Raw genomic sequence first — 18972 nt, 5'->3', positions numbered from 1 at the left:
AGGTAACCGACGATAACCTACACTGTAGACACGCCGACCGGAGGGGAAGCCATGACCGGAGCCTTGACCAGGGTGAAGCCCGTCGTCCGGTGGAGCCTCGGCCACGCGCTCCCCCGGGCCGTCCTGCGCCGCGAGGCCAAGCGCGGCGACCTGCAGGGCCGGATGGTGGTCGCGGCGGCCGACGGCCGGGACCTGACCGGGCTGTTCGAGGAGATCCGCGCCGCCGGGCCGCTCGCCCGCACCCGCTTCGGCTGGATGACCACCACGCACGCCGCGGTCCGGGAAGTGCTGTCCAGTGAGGACTTCCGCGTCGGCGTGGTCGGCTCCGACGGCTCGCCCCTCGGCCGGCTGATCGAGTGGTCGGCCGGCGAGCACCTGCACCCGGTGCGGCCGCCGTCGCTGCTGGCCGTCAACCCGCCCGAGCACACGCGGTACCGCAAGCTCGTCACCGGCGTGTTCACCGTCCGGGCCGTCGAGCAGCTGCGCGCGCGGGTCCAGGAGATCGCCGACGGCCTGCTCGACGCGCTCGATCCCGGGCAGCCGCTCGACCTCGTCGAGTCCTATTGCGGCCTGCTGCCGGTGACGGTGATCAGCGAAATCCTCGGCGTGCCGCCGTCCGACCTCGGCAAGGTGCTTTCGCTGGGCGGGGCCGCCGCCCCCAGCCTCGACCTCGGCCTGGGCTGGCGCACCTTCCGCGACGTCGAGGTCGCGCTGGCCGAGTTCGACACGTGGCTCGGCGAACACCTCGAGCACCTGCGCCGGCACCCCGGCACCGACCTGTTCAGCAAGCTCGTCGCCGCCCGCGACGACGGCGTCGGCCTCACCGAAACCGAGCTGAAGTCCACCGCGGGCCTGGTGCTGGCGGCCGGCTTCGAAACGACGGTCAACCTCCTCGGCAGCGGCATCGCTCTGCTGGCCGGCGACCCCGGGCAGCTCGCCGTGCTGCGCGAGCGGCCGGACCTGTGGGGCAACGCGGTCGAGGAGGTCCTGCGCTACGACCCGCCGGTGCTGCTGACCGGCCGGCTGGCGACGCGCGCCACCGAGGTCGCCGGGGTGCCGCTGCCGCGCGGAGCCCTGGTCACGACCGTGCTGGCCGGCGCGAACCGCGACCCGGGGGTGTTCACCGAACCGGCCGTCTTCGACGTCACCCGCTCCGGCGCGCGCGACCACGTGTCGTTCGGCGCCGGACGGCACCACTGCCTGGGTGCCTCCCTGGCCCGGATGGAGGGCGAGATCGGGTTGCGCACGATCTTCGAGCGGTTCCCCGGCCTGCGCGTGCTGCCCGGCGGCCGCCGCCGTGAGACGCGGATCCTGCGCGGCTACGAAAGCCTGCCCGCGGTGCTCACCTCGTGACGACCAGGCGGGGGCGCCCGCCCAAGGACGCGGACGTCCTGTCCCGGGACCGCATCCTGCGGGAAGCGCTCGCGCTCGTCGACGAAGAAGGCCTTGCCGCGGTGAGCATGCGCAAGCTCGCGCGCCGGCTGGGCGTCGACCCGATGAGCCTGTACAACCACGTCGACGGCAAGGACGCGTTGCTGGACGGCATCGCCGAGGTCCTGCTCGCCGCGATCCCCGCGCCCGCACCGGGGACGGACCTGCGGCAGACGATGTCCGCGCTGGCGCACGGGTTCCGGGCCGCGATGCTCGACCACCCGCGCGCGGCCCAGCTGGTGCTGACCCGACGGCTCGCGTCGATGACGGCGCTGGCGCCGGTGGAAGCCGTGCTCGGCCCGCTGCTGGCGGCGGGCTACCCGCCGGAGCGCGCGGTGCACGGGCTGCGGGCGGTGCTGGCGTTCCTGATCGGGACGCTGATGCGGGAGGTCGACGCCGCGCCGACGTTCAGCGGCACCGGCGACCGGGGCCGGCTCGCCGACCTCGAGGGGTCCGGGCTGCCGGCCGTTTCCGCGGCGGCGCCGTACCTCGCGGTGTGCGACCACGAGGCGGAGTTCGAGTTCGGGCTGGCCATCCTGCTGGACGCCCTCGCGCCGTGACTCAGCGGATGCGTTCGTGCAGCGCGGCCATGCGGGCGTCGAGGTCCGCCGCGGTCTTCGCCGCCGCGGCCAGCTCGCCCGCGAAGTCCTCCGGGACGCTGTCGGCGTACTTGTACGACAGCTTGTGCTCGACGGCGGCCCAGAAGTCCATCGCGATGGTGCGCAGCTGGACCTCGACCTTGACCTTCTCCACGCGGTCGGACAGGAACACCGGGATGCGGACGATCAGGTGCAGGCTGCGGTAGCCGTTGGGCTTCGGGCGCGCGATGTAGTCCTTGGTGCGCAACAGTTCCACGTCGTCCTGGGCGGTGAGCATGCGCGCGACTTCGTACACGTCGGAGACGAACGGGCAGACGACGCGGATGCCGGCGATGTCGTCGAGGACGTGCGCGGCGGCGATCCAGTCGTCGCCGAGGCCGCGGCGGTGGACCTTCTCCTTGATCGCTTCCGGTCGCTTGACCCGGCTCGTGATGTGCTCGATCGGGTCGTGCCGGTGGACGAAGTCGAACTCCTCGCTGAGGATCCGCAGTTTCGTCATCAGCTCTTCGATGGCGAACTTGTACATCAGCAGGAACCGCGGGAGCTGTCCGGCGACGGCGAGCTCGTCGGCCGCCTCCCGCAGGTCCTCGGCCGCCGGATCGGTGGTCACTGAAGCCTCGTGCTGTCGTCGGTCGTGGGCGCGCACCAGGTTACTGCGCTCCCTCCGGTCAACGATCACCGGCGGCCGCGAGTTCCCGCCCGTCACCGGATCGGGTCAGGGAAGCCGTAGAGCCGGCGCGCGTTGGCGCCGAGGACCGCGTCGCGGGTGGCGGGGTCGGGGACCCAGTCGGCCAGCAGGTCGACGAGGTCGCCGTCGTTCGGCATCGGGCCCCAGAAGCCGACGTGGGGCCAGTCGGAGCCGTAGACGCACCGGTCCGGCGCCGCCTCGACGAGCTCCCAGGCGAGGCGCACGGTCTCGGCGTAGGGCGGGTCGGCGAGCCGGTTGGCGCCGGAGAGCTTGACCCAGGCACCGTCGGCGACCAGGTCCCGCACCACGCCGGTGCCCTTGGCCGGGTCGGGCGCGCCGAGGTGGTCGAGCACGTACGGCACGCGGAGCCGGCCCAGGCGCCGGACGTGGGGTTCGAGCGTCTCGGGGTCGGTGAACAGCTGGAGGTGCCAGCCGTGCTCCAGGCAGACGGCTTCGAGCCGATCCAGCGCGGCGAACCCGACGCCGCCGCCGGTCAGGGTGTTGATCCGCAGCCCGACGACGCCCGCGTCGTGGAGTTCGGCCAGTTCACGGTCACCGGCACCGGGGTCGACGACCGCGACGCCCTTCAGCCGGCGGGGGTTCGCCCGGAGCGTGGCGAGCAGGAGGGAGTTGTCGGTGCCGTGCACGCTGACCTGCACGAGGACGCCGTAGGTCATGCTCGTGGCGTCAAGCATCGCGAGGTAGTCGGCTTCGGCGGCGGCCGGCGGGGTGAAGCTGCGGTTTTCGACGAACCCGCGTTCCCCGACGACGTGCGCGTGGGTGTCGACGGAGCCGGGCGGCACCACGACCCGGACCGGGGCGCGAGGCCGCGGGTCCGGGCCGGGGCAGCGGGCGTACTTCCGCTCGGGGGCGAATTCCACGCCGCCTAGTGTGCCTGCTTGCTTACTTGCCGGCAGTGGCTGTCGCGGTGGCCGAGGCCGAGGCCGCCGCGACGCACTTGACCGCGGCCGCTGCGGCTGCGTTCTTGTCGGCCTTGCCCTTGGCTTTCTGCTGCTTCTGTTCGGTGGCCATGCCCTGCTGGCCGGCGGCCGCGTTCGGATCGGCGGACGCCTGGGAGACGCAGTCGAGGACGGACGCGCAGTTCTGCTCGGCGGCCTGGTTCTGGGCCGCGTTGCCCTGGTCGGCCATGTCGTTCTGGTTGGCCATACCGTTCTGGTCGGATGCACCGTTCTGGTTGGCCATGCCGTTCTGGTCCGCCATGCCGTTCTGGTCCGCCGTGCCGTTCTGGTCCGCCGTGCCGTTCTGGTCCGCCGTGCCGTTCTGGTTCGCCGCGCCGTTCTGGCTGGCCATGCCGTTCTGGTTCGCCATACCGTTCTGGTCCGCCGCGCCGTTCTGGCTGGCCATACCGTTCTGGTCCGCCGCGCCGTTCTGGCTGGCCATACCGTTCTGGTTCGCCATACCGTTCTGGTCCGCCGCGCCGTTCTGGCTGGCCATACCGTTCTGGTTCGCCATACCGTTCTGGTCCGCCGCGCCGTTCTGGCTGGCCATGCCGTTCTGGTTCGCCATACCGTTCTGGTCGGCCATGCCGTTCTGCGCCGCCATGCCGTTCTGGTCGGATGCACCGTTCTGGTTGGCCATGCCCTGCTGGTCGGCCATGCCGTTGGCGCCGGTGGCCTGGGTCAGGCATTTCTGGACCACCGCGCACGCCTGCTCGGCTGCCGCATTCTGGTCGGCGGCGTTCTGGTTCGCCGCGCCGTTCTGGTCGGCGGCGCCGTTCGCGCCGGCCATGTCCTTCTGTTTGGCCTTGCCGTGGTGGCCAGCGGATCCGCCCTTGCCGGAAGCCATCCCGTTCTGGTCGGCCATGCCGTTCTGGTCGGCCGTGCCGTTCTGGTCGGCCGTGCCGTTCTGGTCGGCCGTGCCGTTCTGGCCGGCGCCCTGCTGATCGGCGCCCTGCTGGTCGGCACCCTGCTGATCGGCCGTACCGTTACCAGCCGCGCCGTTCTTCTTGGCCCCCTGGCCGGCCTTGGCCTTTCCGGCACCCATCCCCTTCTTCTCGGCTGCGGCCTGATCCGCCAGCGCCGCGCAGGACGCCACCGCCGCGTTGGCCGCCACCGCTCCTCCGCAGCCCGCTGCTGCCCGGCGTTGCTGGATCTGGTTCACCACCGCCTGACGGTTGGCGATTCGGGCCGCCGATTGGGCGTCCGGGGCTTCCTGCTGGCTCTTGATGAACGTCAGGTTGTTCTGCAACGCCGTGTCCAAGCCACTGCAGTTCTCCGTCGCCGCGTTGCTCGCCGGGCCGCTCAAGGCTATTGCCGTCGCCGTTGCGGCTGCCACTCCCAGCAGCGCTGCGAGTCCGATCGTCGCCGGTTTGCGGTGTCGTCCGGCCGTGCGCTCGTGGGGCATCAGCCCCTCCTCTCGGGTCGCCACCTCACCACGGCACACGGGACGCCGCGGTCGATGGTTCACCGGAACGGAAACCGGATGTCCACAGTGGACATATGTGCGTGACGGCACCCCGGTCCGGCGGTTTCGCCGGGTCGGGGTGCCGTGCTTACCAGGCCGCGTGTGATCCCGGTGTCAACGGACGTCAGCGAGGCGCGACCTGCACGCTCCAGTCGCCGTAGCCGTACGGCGGTGCGATCACCGGCACGCCCGCGTCGCCGACCGTCGTCCACGGGCCGACCGGCCGCAGCACGTAGCTGCCGACCGGGACCTTCGTGAACGTCGCGATGCCGTTCGCGTCGGTCTGGGCCAGCGCGACGACGTGCGTGCCGTCCACGCTCAGCGTGACCTTCGTCTTCACGAGCCCTTCACCGGCGTCCGGCTGCCCGTTGTGGTTGCGGTCCACCCAGAGCTGCCCCTTGGCGTCGGCCGTCATGCCCGGCACCTTGGCTTCGGCGTAGGTGTAGGGACCCGAGCCGTACGTGTTGCCGTCGTCGAAGGAGCAGTCGAGGAAGGTCCGGCCGAAGTGGGCCGCGACCTCGGGCACCTTCCCCGACACGTGCAGCACGACGCGCTGGCCCGGGGCCAGCTGCCCGGCCGGGTGCAGCGGGGAGAACGCGCCCCACTGGTCGGCGGGCACCTGCAGGCCCTGGCCGGAGCCGGCCGGGTCGCAGCCCGCGTACAGGCCGGTCAGCGGGCGGTCGCCGGTGTTGGCGAGGGTGACCGTCGCGGTCCCGACTTCGCCGACGGCGTAGCTGCCCTTGTCGAGGCTGATCGACGCGGTGAGGACGTCGCTGAGCGGCCGGATGGCCTGGGCCTCGAGGGCCGTGTTCGCGCCGCTGCCGTCCAGGCGCAACGCCGGGAGGGTCGGCGGCACCACCCAGCCGCCCGGCACCTTCTCGAAGTGCCAGCTGAAGCCGTTCCCGACGGGCAGGCCGTCGATCGCGAACCGGCCGGCCGCGTCGGTCGTCGCGACGACGTCGTGCGCCATCCCGGTGCCGATGACGTGGACTTCGGCGCCGGCGATGTCCTCGCCGGGCGACGGCTTCCCGTCCCGGTCGCGGTCGCCGTAGAGGTGCCCGGCGATGCGGTCGGTGGTGCCCGCCGGCACGAGCGGGACGGTCACCTGCGCCGTGTTGTCGGTCCAGTCGGCGTCCCCGTCGACGTAGGCGCTGAACTCCACCACCGGGTTGCCGTTGGCGGGCATGGCGACGGTCCCGTGCAGGTGGTACGTGCGGGTCTCCCCCGGCGCGAACGACGCGCCACCGGCCGCGTGGAGGTCACCCCACTCCTCGTCCTTGACGGAGAAGTAGGGGCCCGACTGCGTCATGCCGGACCCGGTGACGTGCGTCGCCGCGGTGTCGCCGAGGTTGCTGATCGTCAGGTCGACCGGGATGGCGTCCCCCGGCAGCCACCGGCCCGGCAGGGCGGTGGCGGTGACCTTGAGGTTCGGCCCGGTCTCGGCGGAGGCGGGTGCGGCGGTGACGCCGGTGAAGACGAGCGCGGCGGTCAACGCGCCGCAGGCCGTCAGCGTGAATCTGCCCGTGGGCATGGTGTTCCCCCTGTTCTTCGGTTGTCCGACCGAAGTTAGGACTCCGGCCGGACAACCGGCAGGGCGGAACGTTCCGGGAACCGGGCCGGGCAACCGGGGCGGGCGGCTCGCGCGTCTTCGCCCGCCCGGGGCCCGGCCTACCCGAGGTCGGCCAGCTGCGGCACGGCCGGGGCCATGCCCTCGATCCACGCGGCGGGTGAGCCGGTGGTCGGCGTGACGATCGCGGTCTGCACGCCGAGCTTCGCGTAGTCCGCCATGGCGCGGACGAAGTCGTCGCGGGTGTCCGGCGTCGGACGCGGGTTGTTGGCCAGGATCGTCTTGCGGATCTCGTCGTAGTCGCGGCCGACGTCGTCGCAGTGGCGGCGCAGCACGTCCAGCTTGTGCGCGACGTCGTCGGGCGAGCTGCCGAACAGGTTGCACGCGTCGCCGTACTGGGCGACCAGGCGCAGCGTCTTGCGTTCCCCGCCACCGCCGACGAGGATCTTGGGTCGGCTGATCGGCTGGGGTGAGCAGAGCGTCTCGGCGAGCTGGTAGTGCTTGCCTTCGAACGGCCCGTTGTTCTCCGGGTCCCACATCTGCCCGCAGATCCGCAGCGTTTCTTCCAGCCGTTCGAACCGCTCGGCGATCGGCGGGAACGGCACGCCCATCCCCCGGTGCTCGCGTTCGAACCAGGCCGCGCCGGCGCCCAGCACGGCCCGGCCGCCCGAAAGGACGTCCAGCGTGGTGACGATCTTCGCGAGCAGGCCGGGGTGCCGGTAGGTGACGCCGGTGACGAGCAGGCCGAGGTCGATCCGGGACGTGTACGCGGCGAGGTAGCCCAGCGTCGTGTAGCCCTCCAGCATGTTCGACTCGGCGGGCAGGCCGGTCGGCTCGATCTGGAAGTAGTGGTCCATGAAGGACAGCCAGGTCGCCCCGGCTTCCTCCGCCGCGGCGCCCACCCGGGCGAGCTCGCCGGCGATGGCGGTGGTGCCGCCTTCGATGTCGAAAATGGGGAGGTGGAAACCGAGTTCCATGGAGCTTTCTCCTGACGTGCGGTCGAAGTGTCCCCACCGTAGGACCTGGAGCGCGCTCCAGGGCAAGCCCCGGGATCAGCGCCGCGCCTCGATCGTCAGGTCTCCCCTGGTCACCGCCCGGAGGTGGGCGCCGGCGAGCTGCTCGTGCGGGTAGCCGAGGTCGATCGACGCGGCTTCGCCGAGCCGCGCCACCTGGGCGTCGGTGAAGGTCACTTCCAGCGCGCCGAGGTTGTCCTCCAGCTGCGCGGGCGTGCGGGCGCCGAGGATCGGGGCCGTCACGGCCGGGTTGAGCAGCGTCCAGGCCAGCCCGACCTGGGCGGGCGTGCGGCCCAGGTCCGCGGCGACCTCCCGCACGACGTCGGCGATGCCGAGGGTGCGTTCGGTGAGCAGGCCGATTCCGGAGTTGAAGCTCTTGCGGGTGCCGTCCGCGACGTTCGCCGAGGTCAGGTCGGCGCGGCGGTACTTGCCGGTGAGCAGCCCGCCCGCCAGCGGCGAGTACGGCGTGACGCCCAGCCCCATCGCGCGAGCCATGGGGATGAGGTCGCGTTCGGCGGCCCGGTTGGCGAGGTTGTACTCGATCTGCAGCGCGACCAGCGGCGCCCAGCCGCGCAGGTCGGCGATCGCCTGCATCCGCGAGACCTCCCAGGCCGGGACGTTCGACATCGCGACGTAGAGGACCTTGCCCTGGCGGACCAGGTCGTCCAGGCCGCGCAGGATCTCCTCGACCGGCGTCGTGAAGTCCCAGACGTGCAGGTAGAGCAGGTCGAGGTAGTCCGTGCCCAGCTGCCGCAGGCTGGCTTCCACCGACGAGAACAGGCTCTTGCGGTGCGGTCCGCCGGAGTTCGGGTCGCCGGGCCGGCGCAGCGTCGTGTACTTCGTCGCCAGCACCAGGCTTTCGCGCCGGTCACGGGCGAACTCGCCGAGCAGGCGCTCGGCGCTGCCGTCGGTGTAGGTGACCGCCGTGTCGACGAAGTTGCCGCCGCGCTCGACGTAGGTGTCGAACAGCTTGCGTGCGTCGTCGCGCCCGGCGCCCCAGCCCCACTCGGTGCCGAAGGTCGCGGTGCCCAGCGCCAGCGGCGAGACCCGCAGGCCGGAGCGGCCCAGCAGCCGGTAGGTGTCGAGGGTGAGCGGCATCGTGTCCTCCTGGGTCGGTGGTCCGTCGGGCTCCAGCCTCGCCCGGCCGCCGGCCGGGGGTAAGGGAAGACGCTGCCTGGGAACACGAGTCCCACCCCGGCTGTTGGAACCGGGCATGATCACCCCGACCGTGGAGCTGGCCGCGTTCCTGCGGACCCGGCGCGAGCGTCTCGACCCGCGGGACTTCGGCCTGCCGGCGCGGCGGCAGGCCCGCCGGACCCCGGGGCTGCGCCGCGAAGAGGTCGCCGAGCTGGCCGGGGTCAGCATCGACTACATCGTGCGGCTGGAGCAGGGGCGCGGGTTGCGTCCCTCGGCTGACGTCGTCGAGGCGCTCTCGCGGGCGTTGCGCCTGACGCCCGACGAACGCGGCTACCTCTTCGACCTGACCCGGCAGCGTCCGCGCGCCACCGGCGAACCCGCCACCGCCGCGGAGCCGTCGCTGGCCGGGCTGGTCGCCGACCTGTCGCCGCTGCCCGCCATGCTGATGAACCACCGGTTCGACATCCTGGCCTGGAATCCGGAAATGGCCGCGCTGCTGCTGGACTTCGCCACTTTGCCGCCGCCGCGGCGCAACGCGATGTGGCTGTGCCTGCTGCACCCGGAGATCCGCGAGTGCTACGTCGACCGCGAGCGCGTCGTGCGGGAGGGTGTCGCCCACCTGCGCGCCGCGTGGGCCGCCCATTCCGACGACCGGGCGCTGAGCGGCCTCATCGCCGAATGCCTCGGCGACGAGGAGTTCGCCCGGCTGTGGGCCGAGCGGGACGTCAAGGTCAACGGCCGCGGCAGCAAGGCCTTGCGCCGCCCCGGCGCAGGCGTGCTCTCCGTGCGGTTCGAGGTGCTCGCGCCGCTCCAGGACACCGACCAGCGGGTGATGATCTGCCGCCCCGCGGACGACGGCAGCCGGTCGGCCCTGGACCGGCTGCTGGCCCAGGCGCGCGACGAGGTCTGACGCGATCCGGCTGGTGAGCAGCGCCCAGAGAGTCCGGGAAGACATGACTTTCCTTGCGGTTGAACGAAAACGGGACCGGAGCGGGTTCGGTCAACCGTGGAAGTCGCTGCGGTACGAGTGATCGCCGAAGATCGCCCGTCCGCTCATGCCCCACCTACCGCACGCCCGCGAGGAACTCCGCCACGTCGGCGTCGGTGGTCACCGGGACGCCCGCGGCCCGCAGGTGGCCGGCGAACTCGGCCGACTTCCGGCCGCCCTGCGCGATGAGGAACGGCGGCGCGCCCGCGGCGGGGTACGCCAGCGGGCTCGCCGAGCGGAGCGTCTCCGGCGCGCGGCCCAGCGCCGTCAGGATCGACGCGCGCGTGAGCGGATCCAGCCCGGCGAGGTCGAAGTCGGCCGGCGCCGCCAGGGCCGCCACGGCCCGGTCGGCGGTGCCGGGTTCCCGGGCCACGCCGAGCAGCGACGCCAGGGTGCCGCCGGTTCCGGTGCCGACGGCGGAGACGCGCGCCCGGTCGACGTCCAGCGCGGCCGCGTTGGCCTTGAGGAACCGGACCGCGCACTTCGCGTCGTCCAGTGGCGCCGGCCACCGCGCGGCGGGCGCGAGGCGGTAGTCGATCGACGCGACGGCGAAGCCGCGGGCCGTCAGCGCGTCGCGCAGCGGACCGAGCCGGGACCCGGCGAGCAGCGCGCCCGGGCCGGTCGGCTTGCGGTTGCCGGCGAGCAGCCCGCCGCCGTGCAGGAAGAGCACCACCGGGGCGCCCCGGCTGTCCGGGCGCGGACGCGAGATGTCCATGAGCAGCGGGATCCCGTCCGGGTGGCAGTACTCGACCGTGCTGCTGTCCAGCAGCGGCGAGACGGTGGTGCCGGTCAGGTTGTCGCCGGCCGCGACCGTGCCCGCCGCGCCGGCCGCGAGCACCAGCAGCAGCACCGGGAACAGCACGATCCACGCCGAGACGCGCCGGACCGCGGACGGCCGCGGGTGCGCCCGCCGCCGCGCCACGACCAGGAACCCGAGCACGGCGATGACCTGCAAGGACGCCGCGACGTAGTCGGTGAAGCCGACGACTGTGTCGGCCGGCTGCCAGGGGTCCAGCCGCGCGAGCAGCCCGAGCGGGCGGCTGGCCACCCACAACGCGAGGCTCGCCGTGGCGACCAGCGCGCCGGCGTGCGCGGTCTTGCGCGTCGGCCAGCCGAGGACGATGACGGCGGCGACGAGCTCGACGGCGGCGAACAGGCCGAACAGCATCGCGTAGAACTGCCAGATCCGCCAGAGCGCGGCCACCGCGGCAGCCGGGATAAGGGCCCCGCCGAGCGCGGCGAACGCGGCCGTGACCAGCACCGGACCGCGTCGCAACGGCAGCGGGACGGCGTAGCGCGAGGTCGTCGACGGGCGGCGTGTGCCGGAGTGCCCGTCGACGACCTTCATAGCGCCAGTGTCACCCTGGACGCGGGCCGGCGCACCTACTTGCGCGAAGCCGTGTAGTTCCGGAACAGCAGGTAGGTGTCGAGGATGTCGGACGGCGCGCTCTGGACCGAGCGGTAGATCCCCCACTTCGGGCGGACGTAGTCCCCCTGGTCGGGGATGTTCACGTTCGTCATGCTGCCCTGCGCGGCCACCGGCGCGCCGGACCCGGTGCCGTTGCGGATCACGCACGACGCCTTGCCCTTCGCGCCGGGCGTGAACGTCCACTCGATGGTGATCCACTTGTCGCGCAGCGGGGACAGGTCGGTGGCCGCGATGCTCGGCGAACCCGAATTGGCGTACGCGCGGGCGTTGAGCATTTCCTTGCTGCCGCTGCGGGTCAGGTCCAGCGTCACCCACGGGCCGCCGTTGGTGGACGGCGTCTTGGTCTGGAAGATGTGGGTGAACTTGCTGGTGCCGTGCAGCGAGCCGGGGATGTACATCTCGTAGGAGAGGGTCCACGTCTCGCCGTTGTGCATCTCGAGCGTGGTGCCGCTTTGGACCATGCCCTTGGACTCGGTGCGCTGGCGGTCGCCACCACCGGTGGTGTCGCGGTCGTCCTTCCAGATGCTGAAGCGGTAGTGGTCGCCTTCCACGACGACGTACTTGCGGTCGGGGTGGTGGTTGCCGCGGTCGGCTTCGATGCCCTCGAAGGCCTTGAGGCCGTCGGTGGCGGGGTCGGGGTGCCAGAGCGGCGCCGCCTGGGCGGGCGCGGCGAGCAGGATCGGCACGGTGAGGGCAGCGACGGCGAGGGCCGTCCTGCGGGGGAATTCCGGCATCGTCGGTGTGTCCTTCCTGACGACGGTTCGGCAGGGGTGCACATCGGTCGGCGGACGGACCCGGCGAAACCGGGCTGGACATCCGATGTCTAGCAGTGAGACGTTAACTCTTCACGGGAACAGCTGGCAAGTTGTTCGCACTTTCGGGCGACGCTTCCCTCGCGGGCTGTAAGGTCTGGACATGCCGCACTTCCGTGGTACCGACGGCTTGGAGCTCAGCTACCGCGACCTCGGCTCCGGCCGGCCATTGGTGCTGTTCCACGGCTTCACCGGTTCCGGCCACGACTGGCTCGGCCCGGCCCAGGACCTCGTCGCGAAGGGCCGCCGCGTGGTCCTGCCGGATCTGCGGGGCCACGGCGACAGCGGCCACCCCCACGACCCGGCAGCGTACCCATCCGATGTTCTGGCCGACGACGGCTTCGCCCTCCTCGAGCACCTCGGCCTCGGGGACTACGACCTCGGCGGGTACTCGTTCGGCGGCCGGGTCGTCCTCCGCCTGCTCGCCCGCGGCGCCCGCCCGCGCCGCGCGGTCGTGGCGGGCCAGGGCCTCGACGCCGTCGAGCGGGCGACGTCCCGCACGGGCATGTACCACCAGGCGCTGACCACCCTGATCGACGGCAAACCCGTGGAACCCGGCTCGCCGGCGTACTGGCTCAAGCAGGCGGGCGGCGATCCGGTGGCGCTGCGCCACGTCCTGGGCACCCACGTCCCGACGTCCGGGCTGGAGAAGATCCCGACCCCGACGCTGATCGCCGTCGGCGACGAGGACTTCGGCCACGCGACGGCCGAAGCGCTGGCCGAGGCGTTGCCGGAAGGGCGGTTCATCCAGGTGCCGGGCAACCACTTCACGGCGATGACGAGCCCGGAACTCACGGCGGCGATGGTGGAGTTCCTGGATCAGGCGTAGCACGCGGCCAGGGCGGCGAACGCCGCTTTCGGTTCCCACGGCACGCCTTCGTAGGTTTCGCCCGTGCCCTCCGCCAGCACCTTCACCACGCCCCAGCTCGCCATGTCCAGGTCCTCCCGGGGATCCGCGCGGTGCACCAGTCCATAACAGACGAACGTGCAGGCGAAAGCCGCGTCGACGCCCTCGGCCGTGAACACCGCCAGCAGCTCCCGGAAGTACCGCGCCTGCTCCTCCTCGTCCCGCACGTAGGAACCGTCGAGCCGCACCGGGACGTCGCCTTCGTACTCCAGGATTTCGCCGCACCGCGCGCCGAGGTCGGCCGCGCCGCGGTACGGCGTCACGCCGAACTCCGTGATCGCGACCGGCTTTCCCGCCGCCACCAGCGTGCGGATGCCCTCCTGGTAGAGGTGCGCCACCTCCTTCGAGCGGTGCGCGTCCACCGAGACGATGTCGAACGGCGCCCAGTCGACGCGTTCCAGGGGCACCGACGCGTACGTGACCCGGCCGCCGAACCGCGCGCGGACGACCGAAACCGCGCGTGCCAGGAAGGCGTTGACCCGTTCCGGCAACAACGCGACCAGGTCCCGCGACGCCAGCAGGCCGGCGACCCGGGCGGGGAGGTCGTCGCCCGGGAGGAAGCCGTGGTTGAACAGGCTCACCTCGGCTCCGGTGACGAACACGACCTCGGCGCCCGCCGACCGGAGCCGTTCCGCCCGCGCCGCGCCGTCGGCGAGGAGTGCCAGGACCTCGTCCTGCGTGCGGTCCCACGGGAACGGTGAGAACCACACCTCCAGTCCGAGGCCGGCCGCCTCGCGGGCGGCGGACTCGATCCGGTCCAGGTCGGTGCCGATCAGCCGCACGGCCGTGCAGTGCAGGTCGTCGCGGATGATCGTCAGCTCGCGGCGGACCAGGTCCGGGTCGAACGGCCGGTTGAACCGCCCGCCCCGCTCGAAACCCGTGTCGTAGCCGATGCCTTTGGCCCGCATGATGCCTCCGAGAATTAGGGTACGGTCCGTACCGTACCCTAGTGCGGTAGAGTGGCGCCATGGCCGAGAAGACCCGGCGGCGGGGCGCCGAACTCGAGGACGCGATCCTGCGCGCCGCCGCGGAAGAACTCGCCGGCGTCGGCTACCCCGGGCTGACCGTCGAACGGGTCGCGCAGCGGGCCGGTACCAACAAGAACGCGATCTACCGCCGCTGGCCGAACCGCGCCGCGCTCGGCGTCGCCGCCTACCGCCACCTGGCCGAGGACACCCTCGAGCCGCCCGACACCGGCACCCTCCGCGAAGACGCGCTGGGCCTGCTGCGCGCGATCAACTGCGGCCAGACCTCCCCCGCCGCCCGGGTCCTGCGCGGTCTCCTGACCGGCGTCGGCGACGAGCCGGAGTTGCGGCGGCAGCTGCACGAAATGGCCGCCGAGGGCGGCGCGAAAAGCTGGCTGACCATCCTCGACCGGGCCATCGCGCGCGGCGAGGCGCGGCCCGGCGCTCGCACGCCGCGCGTCGCCACCGTGGCACTCGTGCTGCTGCGCAACGAATACCTCACGCGCGGCCTGACCACAGTGGACGAAGACGTGCTCGCCGAGATCGTCGACGACGTCTACTTGCCCTTGGCGGGCGCGTAGATCGTCACGCGCAGGGCGGGGTCCTCATTGGCCTGGAAGGTCGCGTAGTCGAAGACCCGCGGCTCCGGCAGGCACAGCGTCTTCCGGCCCGATCCACCGTGGACGACCTCGTGGTTTTCCCACCACGCCGCGAACTCCGGACAGCCGGAACGCAGCCGCGTCGCCAGTTCGGTGAACGCCGGGTCGCCGGCCCACAGGTCGTGCGCGGCGTGGAACTGCGCCACGACGTGCTCGGCCTGCCCGGCCCAGCCGGCGCCGAACAGGCGCCGCGCCCGCGCGTCGAGCAGCATGAAGACCAGGATGTTCCGGTCGGCTTCCGGCACCGCGCCGAAGTCGACGAACAGTTCGGTCACCGCCCGGTTCCAGACCAGGACGTCCCAGCGGCGGCCGGTGACGTACGCCGGCTCGGCCAAGCCCTCGACGAGCCGTCGCGTGGCTTCGGGCACCTTCTCGCGGGTGAACGCCGTGCGAGCCGGGTTGCGCGCCAACGCCCGCAGGTGGGCGCTTTCGGTGTCGTCCAGACGCAGGGCTCGGGCGAGTGCTTCGACCGTCGAGGACGACGGGCTCACCGTGCGGCCCTGCTCGAGCCGGATGTACCAGTCGACGCCGATGCCGGCCAGCTCGGCGACCTCTTCGCGGCGCAGCCCCGGCGTCCGGCGGCGGCGCCGGTCCGGCAGCCCGAGCGCCGCCGGGCTCAGCCGCTCGCGCCGCGACCGCAGGAACTCCCCCAGCCCCGCCCGTGCCGCGTCCGGCATGACCGCCTCCCTGACCCTGGACAGTCCCAGGATAATACCAGGTCTGGATACGCTTGCCGGATTCTCCGACGATCGGGGCATGAAAGCCGCGATCCTCGAAGAATTCGGAAAACCCCTGTCGGTGCGCGAGGTCCCCGAGCCGGTGCTCGGCACGGGCGAGGTGCTCGTCGACGTCGTCGCGGCCGGGGTGCTGCCCTACGCGGCGGAGGTGTTCCGCGGCGAGCGGAACTACGCGCTGACGCTGCCGGTCGTGCCCGGCGCGGGCGCCGTCGGCCGGGTGCGCGCGACCGGCCCGGACGCGACCCGCCTGGCTCCCGGCGACTGGGTGCTGTGCGACCCGACCATCCGCTCCCGCGACGACGCCCTCACCCCGGACATCACGCTCCAGGGCCTGAGCGCCCGCGGCGAGGGCGGGCTGTTCCTGCAACGCCACTACGGCCACGGTGCGTACGCCGAACAGCTGCTGCTCCCGACCGAGAACGCGATCCCGCTCGGGCCGATCGACCCGGCCGACGCCGGCCGGTGGACCGCGCTCGTCCTCTGTCTCGTCCCGTACGGCGGCCTGCTCGCCGCGGACCTGCGGCCGGGCGAGACGGTGCTGGTCAGCGGGGCCACCGGGAACTTCGGGAGCGCGGCCGTCGCGGTCGCGCTCGCCATGGGCGCGGCCCGGGTGGTGGCGCCGGGCCGGAACGAAGCCGCCCTGGCCGACCTCGACCGCCGGTTCGGCGACCGCGTCCGCACCGTGCGGCTCACCGGCGACGGCGACACGGCCCGCATGTGCGAGGCGGCCGGCCGGCCCGTCGACGTCGTCCTCGACCTGCTGCCGCCGTCGGCGAGCACCGCGCCGGTGCGGGCCGCCGCGATGACGGTCCGCGAGTTCGGCCGCGTCGTGCTGATGGGCGGGGTCGGCATGCTCGGCGGTGACGACCTCGCCCTGCCGTACCCGTGGCTCATGCGCAACAGCGTCACCGTCCGCGGGCAGTGGATGGCCCCGCGGACAGCGAGCGCGAGCATGATCGCGCTCGCCCACGCGGGTCTGCTCGACCTCGGCCGGTTCTCGGTGACCGAGTTCGGGCTCGACGAGATCACGGCCGCGCTGGACCACGCGGCGAGCACCTCGGCGCGGTTCGCCCTCACGGTCGTCCGGCCTTGAGTAGGTTCGAAGGATGACCCGGCTCGCCCGCCACGCCACGATCGCCGCCGCCCTCGACGAGGCCGCGGACGCCCTCCTCGACGCCGCACGCCCGCTCGGCACCGGGATCGGCGGATCGACCTGGCTGCTGGAGGTGGCGGGCGAGCCGGTCTTCGTCAAGCGGGTCGCCCTCACCGACGTCGAGCGGCGGCACGAAGGCTCGACCGCCGACCTGTACGGCCTGCCGCCCTGGTCCCACTACGGCGTGGGTTCGGCCGGGGGCGGCGCCTGGCGGGAGCTCGCCGCCCACCGCGCGGCGAGCGAATGGGTCCACACGGGACAGTGCGAGAACTTCCCGCTGCTGCACCACTGGCTGGTCCGGCCCGGCCTGCCGCGCCCGCACACCGACATCGAGGCGGACGTCGCGTTCTGGCACGGCGACGCGGGCGTCCGGCGGCGCCTCGAAGCGCTCGCCGCAGCGACCACCGATCTCGTGCTGTTCCTCGAGTACCTGCCGCACAGCCTCGCCGACCGGGCGGACGACGACCTGCCGCTCGAGCAGGACCTGCGCCACATCACCGATTTCCTGGCCGGGCAGGGCATCCAGCACTTCGACGCGCACTTCGCCAACATCGTCACCGACGGCGCACGGCTCTACCTCACGGACTTCGGCCTCATGGTGTCGCCGCGGTTCGAGCTGTCGGACGCGGAGGCGGAGTTCCTCGCCGACCACGCCGACCACGACCGGGCCTACGTCCGGACCCACCTGGTCAACCGGGTCCTGCGCGGCCTGCGCACGTGGCCGGACGCCCGCACCCGCAACACCTTCGTCCGCGAACACGCGGCGCAGTCCGGCCACCCGCTCGTGCGCCGTTACGCGCCGCTGGCCGCGGTCGTCAACGACTTCTACTTCGCGCTGCACGCCGAAAGCCGCAAGACGCCGTACCCGAAGGACGAGATCGCCCGGCAGCTGGAGCGCGTCGGTTAAAAGGCGCCGATCAGCCGGTCCATCGCGCGCTCGGCGAGGGCGGCGATCGTCATCGACGGGTTGCAGGCGGCGGTCGTCCCCGGCATCAGGGCGCCGTCGAGGACGTACAGGCCGCGGTGGCCCAGCACGCGGCCCTCGAGGTCGCAGACCGATCCCATCGCTGCGCCGCCGAGGGGGTGCCACGTGCTCGGCGAGACGGCGGTCGTGTCGAGCAGGACGCCCAGCGGGCCGGCGATGCGCGAGATGCGCTTGTGGATGCGCGCACTCAGCTTCGCGTCGGCGCCGGACGGCCAGTGCAGGACGGCGTCGTCCTTCGCGGCGTCGTAGACGAACCGGCCGCGTCCGGCGCTGATGCCGTAGCCGACGAGCATCGTGGTCCGCAGGTCCGGCAGGGGCGGCAGCGACGCCTGGATGACCGTGTTCGCCGTCGCCGGGTCGTCCCATTCCTTGCTGCCGTAGACGACCGGGCCGCCCTGCGGCGTGCCGAAGTCGCCGGCGAGGTTCGTCCAGGTGTAGATGCGGTCGCCGTTGCTGCCCCAGCCGGTGCCGAGCGCGTCGGGCAGGTCGGGGATGGCGCCCTTCGCGCCCGCGCGCATCAGCAGCCGCGTCGTGTTCGCCGTGCCGGCCGCCATGACGAGCGATTTCGCGGTGAGCACCTTCTTCTCCAGCACGGTTCCGGAAGTGTCGATGCGGTCGACGTGGATCTCCCAGCGGCCGTCCGGTGCGAGCGCGACGTCGGTGACGTTGTGCAGTGGCGCGACGGTGCAGCGGCCGGTCGCTTCGGCGGCCGCGAGGTAGGTGACGTCGACCGAGTGCTTGCCGCCGTTGTTCACGCCGAGCGCGCAGTCGCCGTTGGTGTAGGACGGTTTCATCTCGCCGCGGAGTTCACGCAGCGCGTAGTCCCAGTCGATCGGCATCGGGATCTTTTCGACGGCGTAACCCGCGTCGCCCGCGTTGCGGGCGAAGACCCGCGAAGCCTTATACGGCTTGCTTTCGACGAGAGCGTCCGGCGCGGTGGCGATCCCCAGCATCCGGGCGACGCGCGGGTAGTACTCGGCGTCCAGGCGGGCGTAGTCGAGCTGTTCGGGGAAGCAGGCGTGGAACAGCTCGGCCGTCGGCTGCAGCGTCATGCCCTGGTAGACCAACGAGCCGCCGCCGACGCCGGCCGCGCACATCATGGTCATGCCCTGGCCGTTCACCTGCTCCAGCAGCCCGGTGTAGCGCTCGAACGGCGGCAGCGACGGCAGGCCGGGCAGCGCGGGCGCGGAGCCGAGCCAGAAGATCCGCTTGTCGGGCGACGACGTCGGGTGCGGGAACGTCTCGGCGTCCGGCCCGGTCGGCCAGCGGCGGCCGCGTTCGAGCACCAGTACCGGCACCCCGGCCCGGGCCAGTCGCAACGCCGTCACGCCGCCGCCGAACCCGGACCCGATGACGACGACCCGGTGCTCCTCCCGGGTGGTCGGGACCCGGGCCGCGCCGAGGGTCGCGAGGGCGGCCGCACCCCAGAGGACGGTCCGGCGGTTCAAGCTGGGCATCGGCGCACTCCTCGCGACGGT

General features: G+C 72.6%; 18 protein-coding genes. 7 read left to right on the top strand and 11 right to left on the bottom strand.

What is annotated here, in order from left to right; translation table 11 throughout:
- Positions 1-51 precede the first annotated feature (51 nt).
- Together ACYVLJ_RS21765 and ACYVLJ_RS21760 are read left to right on the top strand one after the other, a co-directional pair.
- Positions 52-1353 (top strand): cytochrome P450, encoded by a 1302-nt coding sequence (locus ACYVLJ_RS21765; RefSeq protein WP_460440047.1) that lies wholly within the window; start codon positions 52-54, stop codon positions 1351-1353.
- Positions 1350-1991: a TetR/AcrR family transcriptional regulator C-terminal domain-containing protein gene (locus ACYVLJ_RS21760; protein ID WP_451981227.1), complete on the top strand. Its 642-nt coding sequence runs from the start codon at positions 1350-1352 to the stop codon at positions 1989-1991. Before ACYVLJ_RS21765 ends, ACYVLJ_RS21760 begins: the two co-directional genes overlap by 4 nt.
- A gap of 1 nt (position 1992) precedes the next feature.
- Here ACYVLJ_RS21760 and ACYVLJ_RS21755 read toward each other — a convergent pair whose 3' ends face one another.
- The 6 genes from ACYVLJ_RS21755 to ACYVLJ_RS21730 form a co-directional block, all read right to left on the bottom strand.
- The gene (locus tag ACYVLJ_RS21755; protein WP_451981224.1) at positions 1993-2640 is read right to left on the bottom strand and encodes a GTP pyrophosphokinase; all 648 of its coding nucleotides are present in this window, start codon (positions 2638-2640) and stop codon (positions 1993-1995) included.
- Between the two features lie 92 nt (positions 2641-2732).
- Positions 2733-3599 (bottom strand): amidohydrolase family protein, encoded by an 867-nt coding sequence (locus ACYVLJ_RS21750; RefSeq protein ID WP_460440046.1) that lies wholly within the window; start codon positions 3597-3599, stop codon positions 2733-2735.
- 22 nt (positions 3600-3621) lie between these two features.
- Entirely contained in the window at positions 3622-5082 is a 1461-nt protein-coding gene (locus tag ACYVLJ_RS21745; protein ID WP_460440045.1) for a hypothetical protein, read from the bottom strand.
- Between the two features lie 184 nt (positions 5083-5266).
- A complete protein-coding gene (locus ACYVLJ_RS21740; RefSeq protein ID WP_460440044.1) occupies positions 5267-6673 on the bottom strand; it encodes a hypothetical protein in 1407 nt (468 codons plus the stop codon).
- Positions 6674-6810: 137 nt separating this feature from the next.
- Positions 6811-7686, bottom strand: coding sequence for an LLM class F420-dependent oxidoreductase (locus tag ACYVLJ_RS21735; RefSeq protein ID WP_460440043.1), 876 nt, complete (start codon positions 7684-7686; stop codon positions 6811-6813).
- A 75-nt stretch (positions 7687-7761) separates the two neighbouring features.
- Positions 7762-8820 carry an aldo/keto reductase gene (locus ACYVLJ_RS21730; protein ID WP_460440042.1) on the bottom strand — a complete coding sequence of 353 codons (1059 nt, stop codon included), beginning with the start codon at positions 8818-8820 and terminating at the stop codon, positions 7762-7764.
- Positions 8821-8935: 115 nt separating this feature from the next.
- Here ACYVLJ_RS21730 and ACYVLJ_RS21725 point away from each other — a divergent pair, with 115 nt between their 5' ends.
- Positions 8936-9769 (top strand): helix-turn-helix domain-containing protein, encoded by an 834-nt coding sequence (locus tag ACYVLJ_RS21725; RefSeq protein WP_460440041.1) that lies wholly within the window; start codon positions 8936-8938, stop codon positions 9767-9769.
- 154 nt (positions 9770-9923) lie between these two features.
- Here ACYVLJ_RS21725 and ACYVLJ_RS21720 read toward each other — a convergent pair whose 3' ends face one another.
- Positions 9924-11195, bottom strand: coding sequence for an alpha/beta hydrolase fold domain-containing protein (locus tag ACYVLJ_RS21720; protein ID WP_460440040.1), 1272 nt, complete (start codon positions 11193-11195; stop codon positions 9924-9926).
- A 35-nt stretch (positions 11196-11230) separates the two neighbouring features.
- Positions 11231-12010, bottom strand: a complete 780-nt coding sequence (locus tag ACYVLJ_RS21715) for a hypothetical protein (protein ID WP_460440039.1) — start codon at positions 12008-12010, stop codon at positions 11231-11233.
- Positions 12011-12191: 181 nt separating this feature from the next.
- On the opposite strand from ACYVLJ_RS21715, the gene ACYVLJ_RS21710 reads away from it, so the two are divergent.
- A complete protein-coding gene (locus ACYVLJ_RS21710) occupies positions 12192-12917 on the top strand; it encodes an alpha/beta fold hydrolase (RefSeq protein WP_460440038.1) in 726 nt (241 codons plus the stop codon).
- Here ACYVLJ_RS21710 and ACYVLJ_RS21705 read toward each other — a convergent pair.
- On the bottom strand, positions 12908-13903 hold the full coding sequence (locus tag ACYVLJ_RS21705) for a hypothetical protein (RefSeq protein ID WP_460440037.1): 996 nt from the start codon (positions 13901-13903) through the stop codon (positions 12908-12910). The genes ACYVLJ_RS21710 and ACYVLJ_RS21705 overlap by 10 nt on opposite strands.
- A 59-nt stretch (positions 13904-13962) precedes the next feature.
- Here ACYVLJ_RS21705 and ACYVLJ_RS21700 point away from each other — a divergent pair, with 59 nt between their 5' ends.
- On the top strand, positions 13963-14541 hold the full coding sequence (locus ACYVLJ_RS21700) for a TetR/AcrR family transcriptional regulator (protein ID WP_460440036.1): 579 nt from the start codon (positions 13963-13965) through the stop codon (positions 14539-14541).
- Here ACYVLJ_RS21700 and ACYVLJ_RS21695 read toward each other — a convergent pair.
- Positions 14517-15296, bottom strand: coding sequence for a helix-turn-helix transcriptional regulator (locus ACYVLJ_RS21695; protein ID WP_451981197.1), 780 nt, complete (start codon positions 15294-15296; stop codon positions 14517-14519). The two genes, ACYVLJ_RS21700 and ACYVLJ_RS21695, sit on opposite strands and share 25 nt — an antisense overlap.
- Before the next feature lie 79 nt (positions 15297-15375).
- On the opposite strand from ACYVLJ_RS21695, the gene ACYVLJ_RS21690 reads away from it, so the two are divergent.
- Both ACYVLJ_RS21690 and ACYVLJ_RS21685 read left to right on the top strand, forming a co-directional pair.
- Positions 15376-16449, top strand: a complete 1074-nt coding sequence (locus ACYVLJ_RS21690; RefSeq protein WP_460440035.1) for an alcohol dehydrogenase catalytic domain-containing protein — start codon at positions 15376-15378, stop codon at positions 16447-16449.
- A gap of 13 nt (positions 16450-16462) precedes the next feature.
- Positions 16463-17416 (top strand): protein kinase family protein, encoded by a 954-nt coding sequence (locus ACYVLJ_RS21685; RefSeq protein ID WP_460440034.1) that lies wholly within the window; start codon positions 16463-16465, stop codon positions 17414-17416.
- On the opposite strand, the gene ACYVLJ_RS21680 is transcribed toward ACYVLJ_RS21685, so the two are convergent.
- Positions 17413-18951 (bottom strand): GMC family oxidoreductase, encoded by a 1539-nt coding sequence (locus tag ACYVLJ_RS21680; RefSeq protein WP_460440033.1) that lies wholly within the window; start codon positions 18949-18951, stop codon positions 17413-17415. The genes ACYVLJ_RS21685 and ACYVLJ_RS21680 overlap by 4 nt on opposite strands.
- Between the last annotated feature and the right edge of the window lie 21 nt (positions 18952-18972).

This window comes from Amycolatopsis stemonae (assembly GCF_054781455.1).
This window is presented reverse-complemented; position numbering and strand designations above follow the sequence as displayed.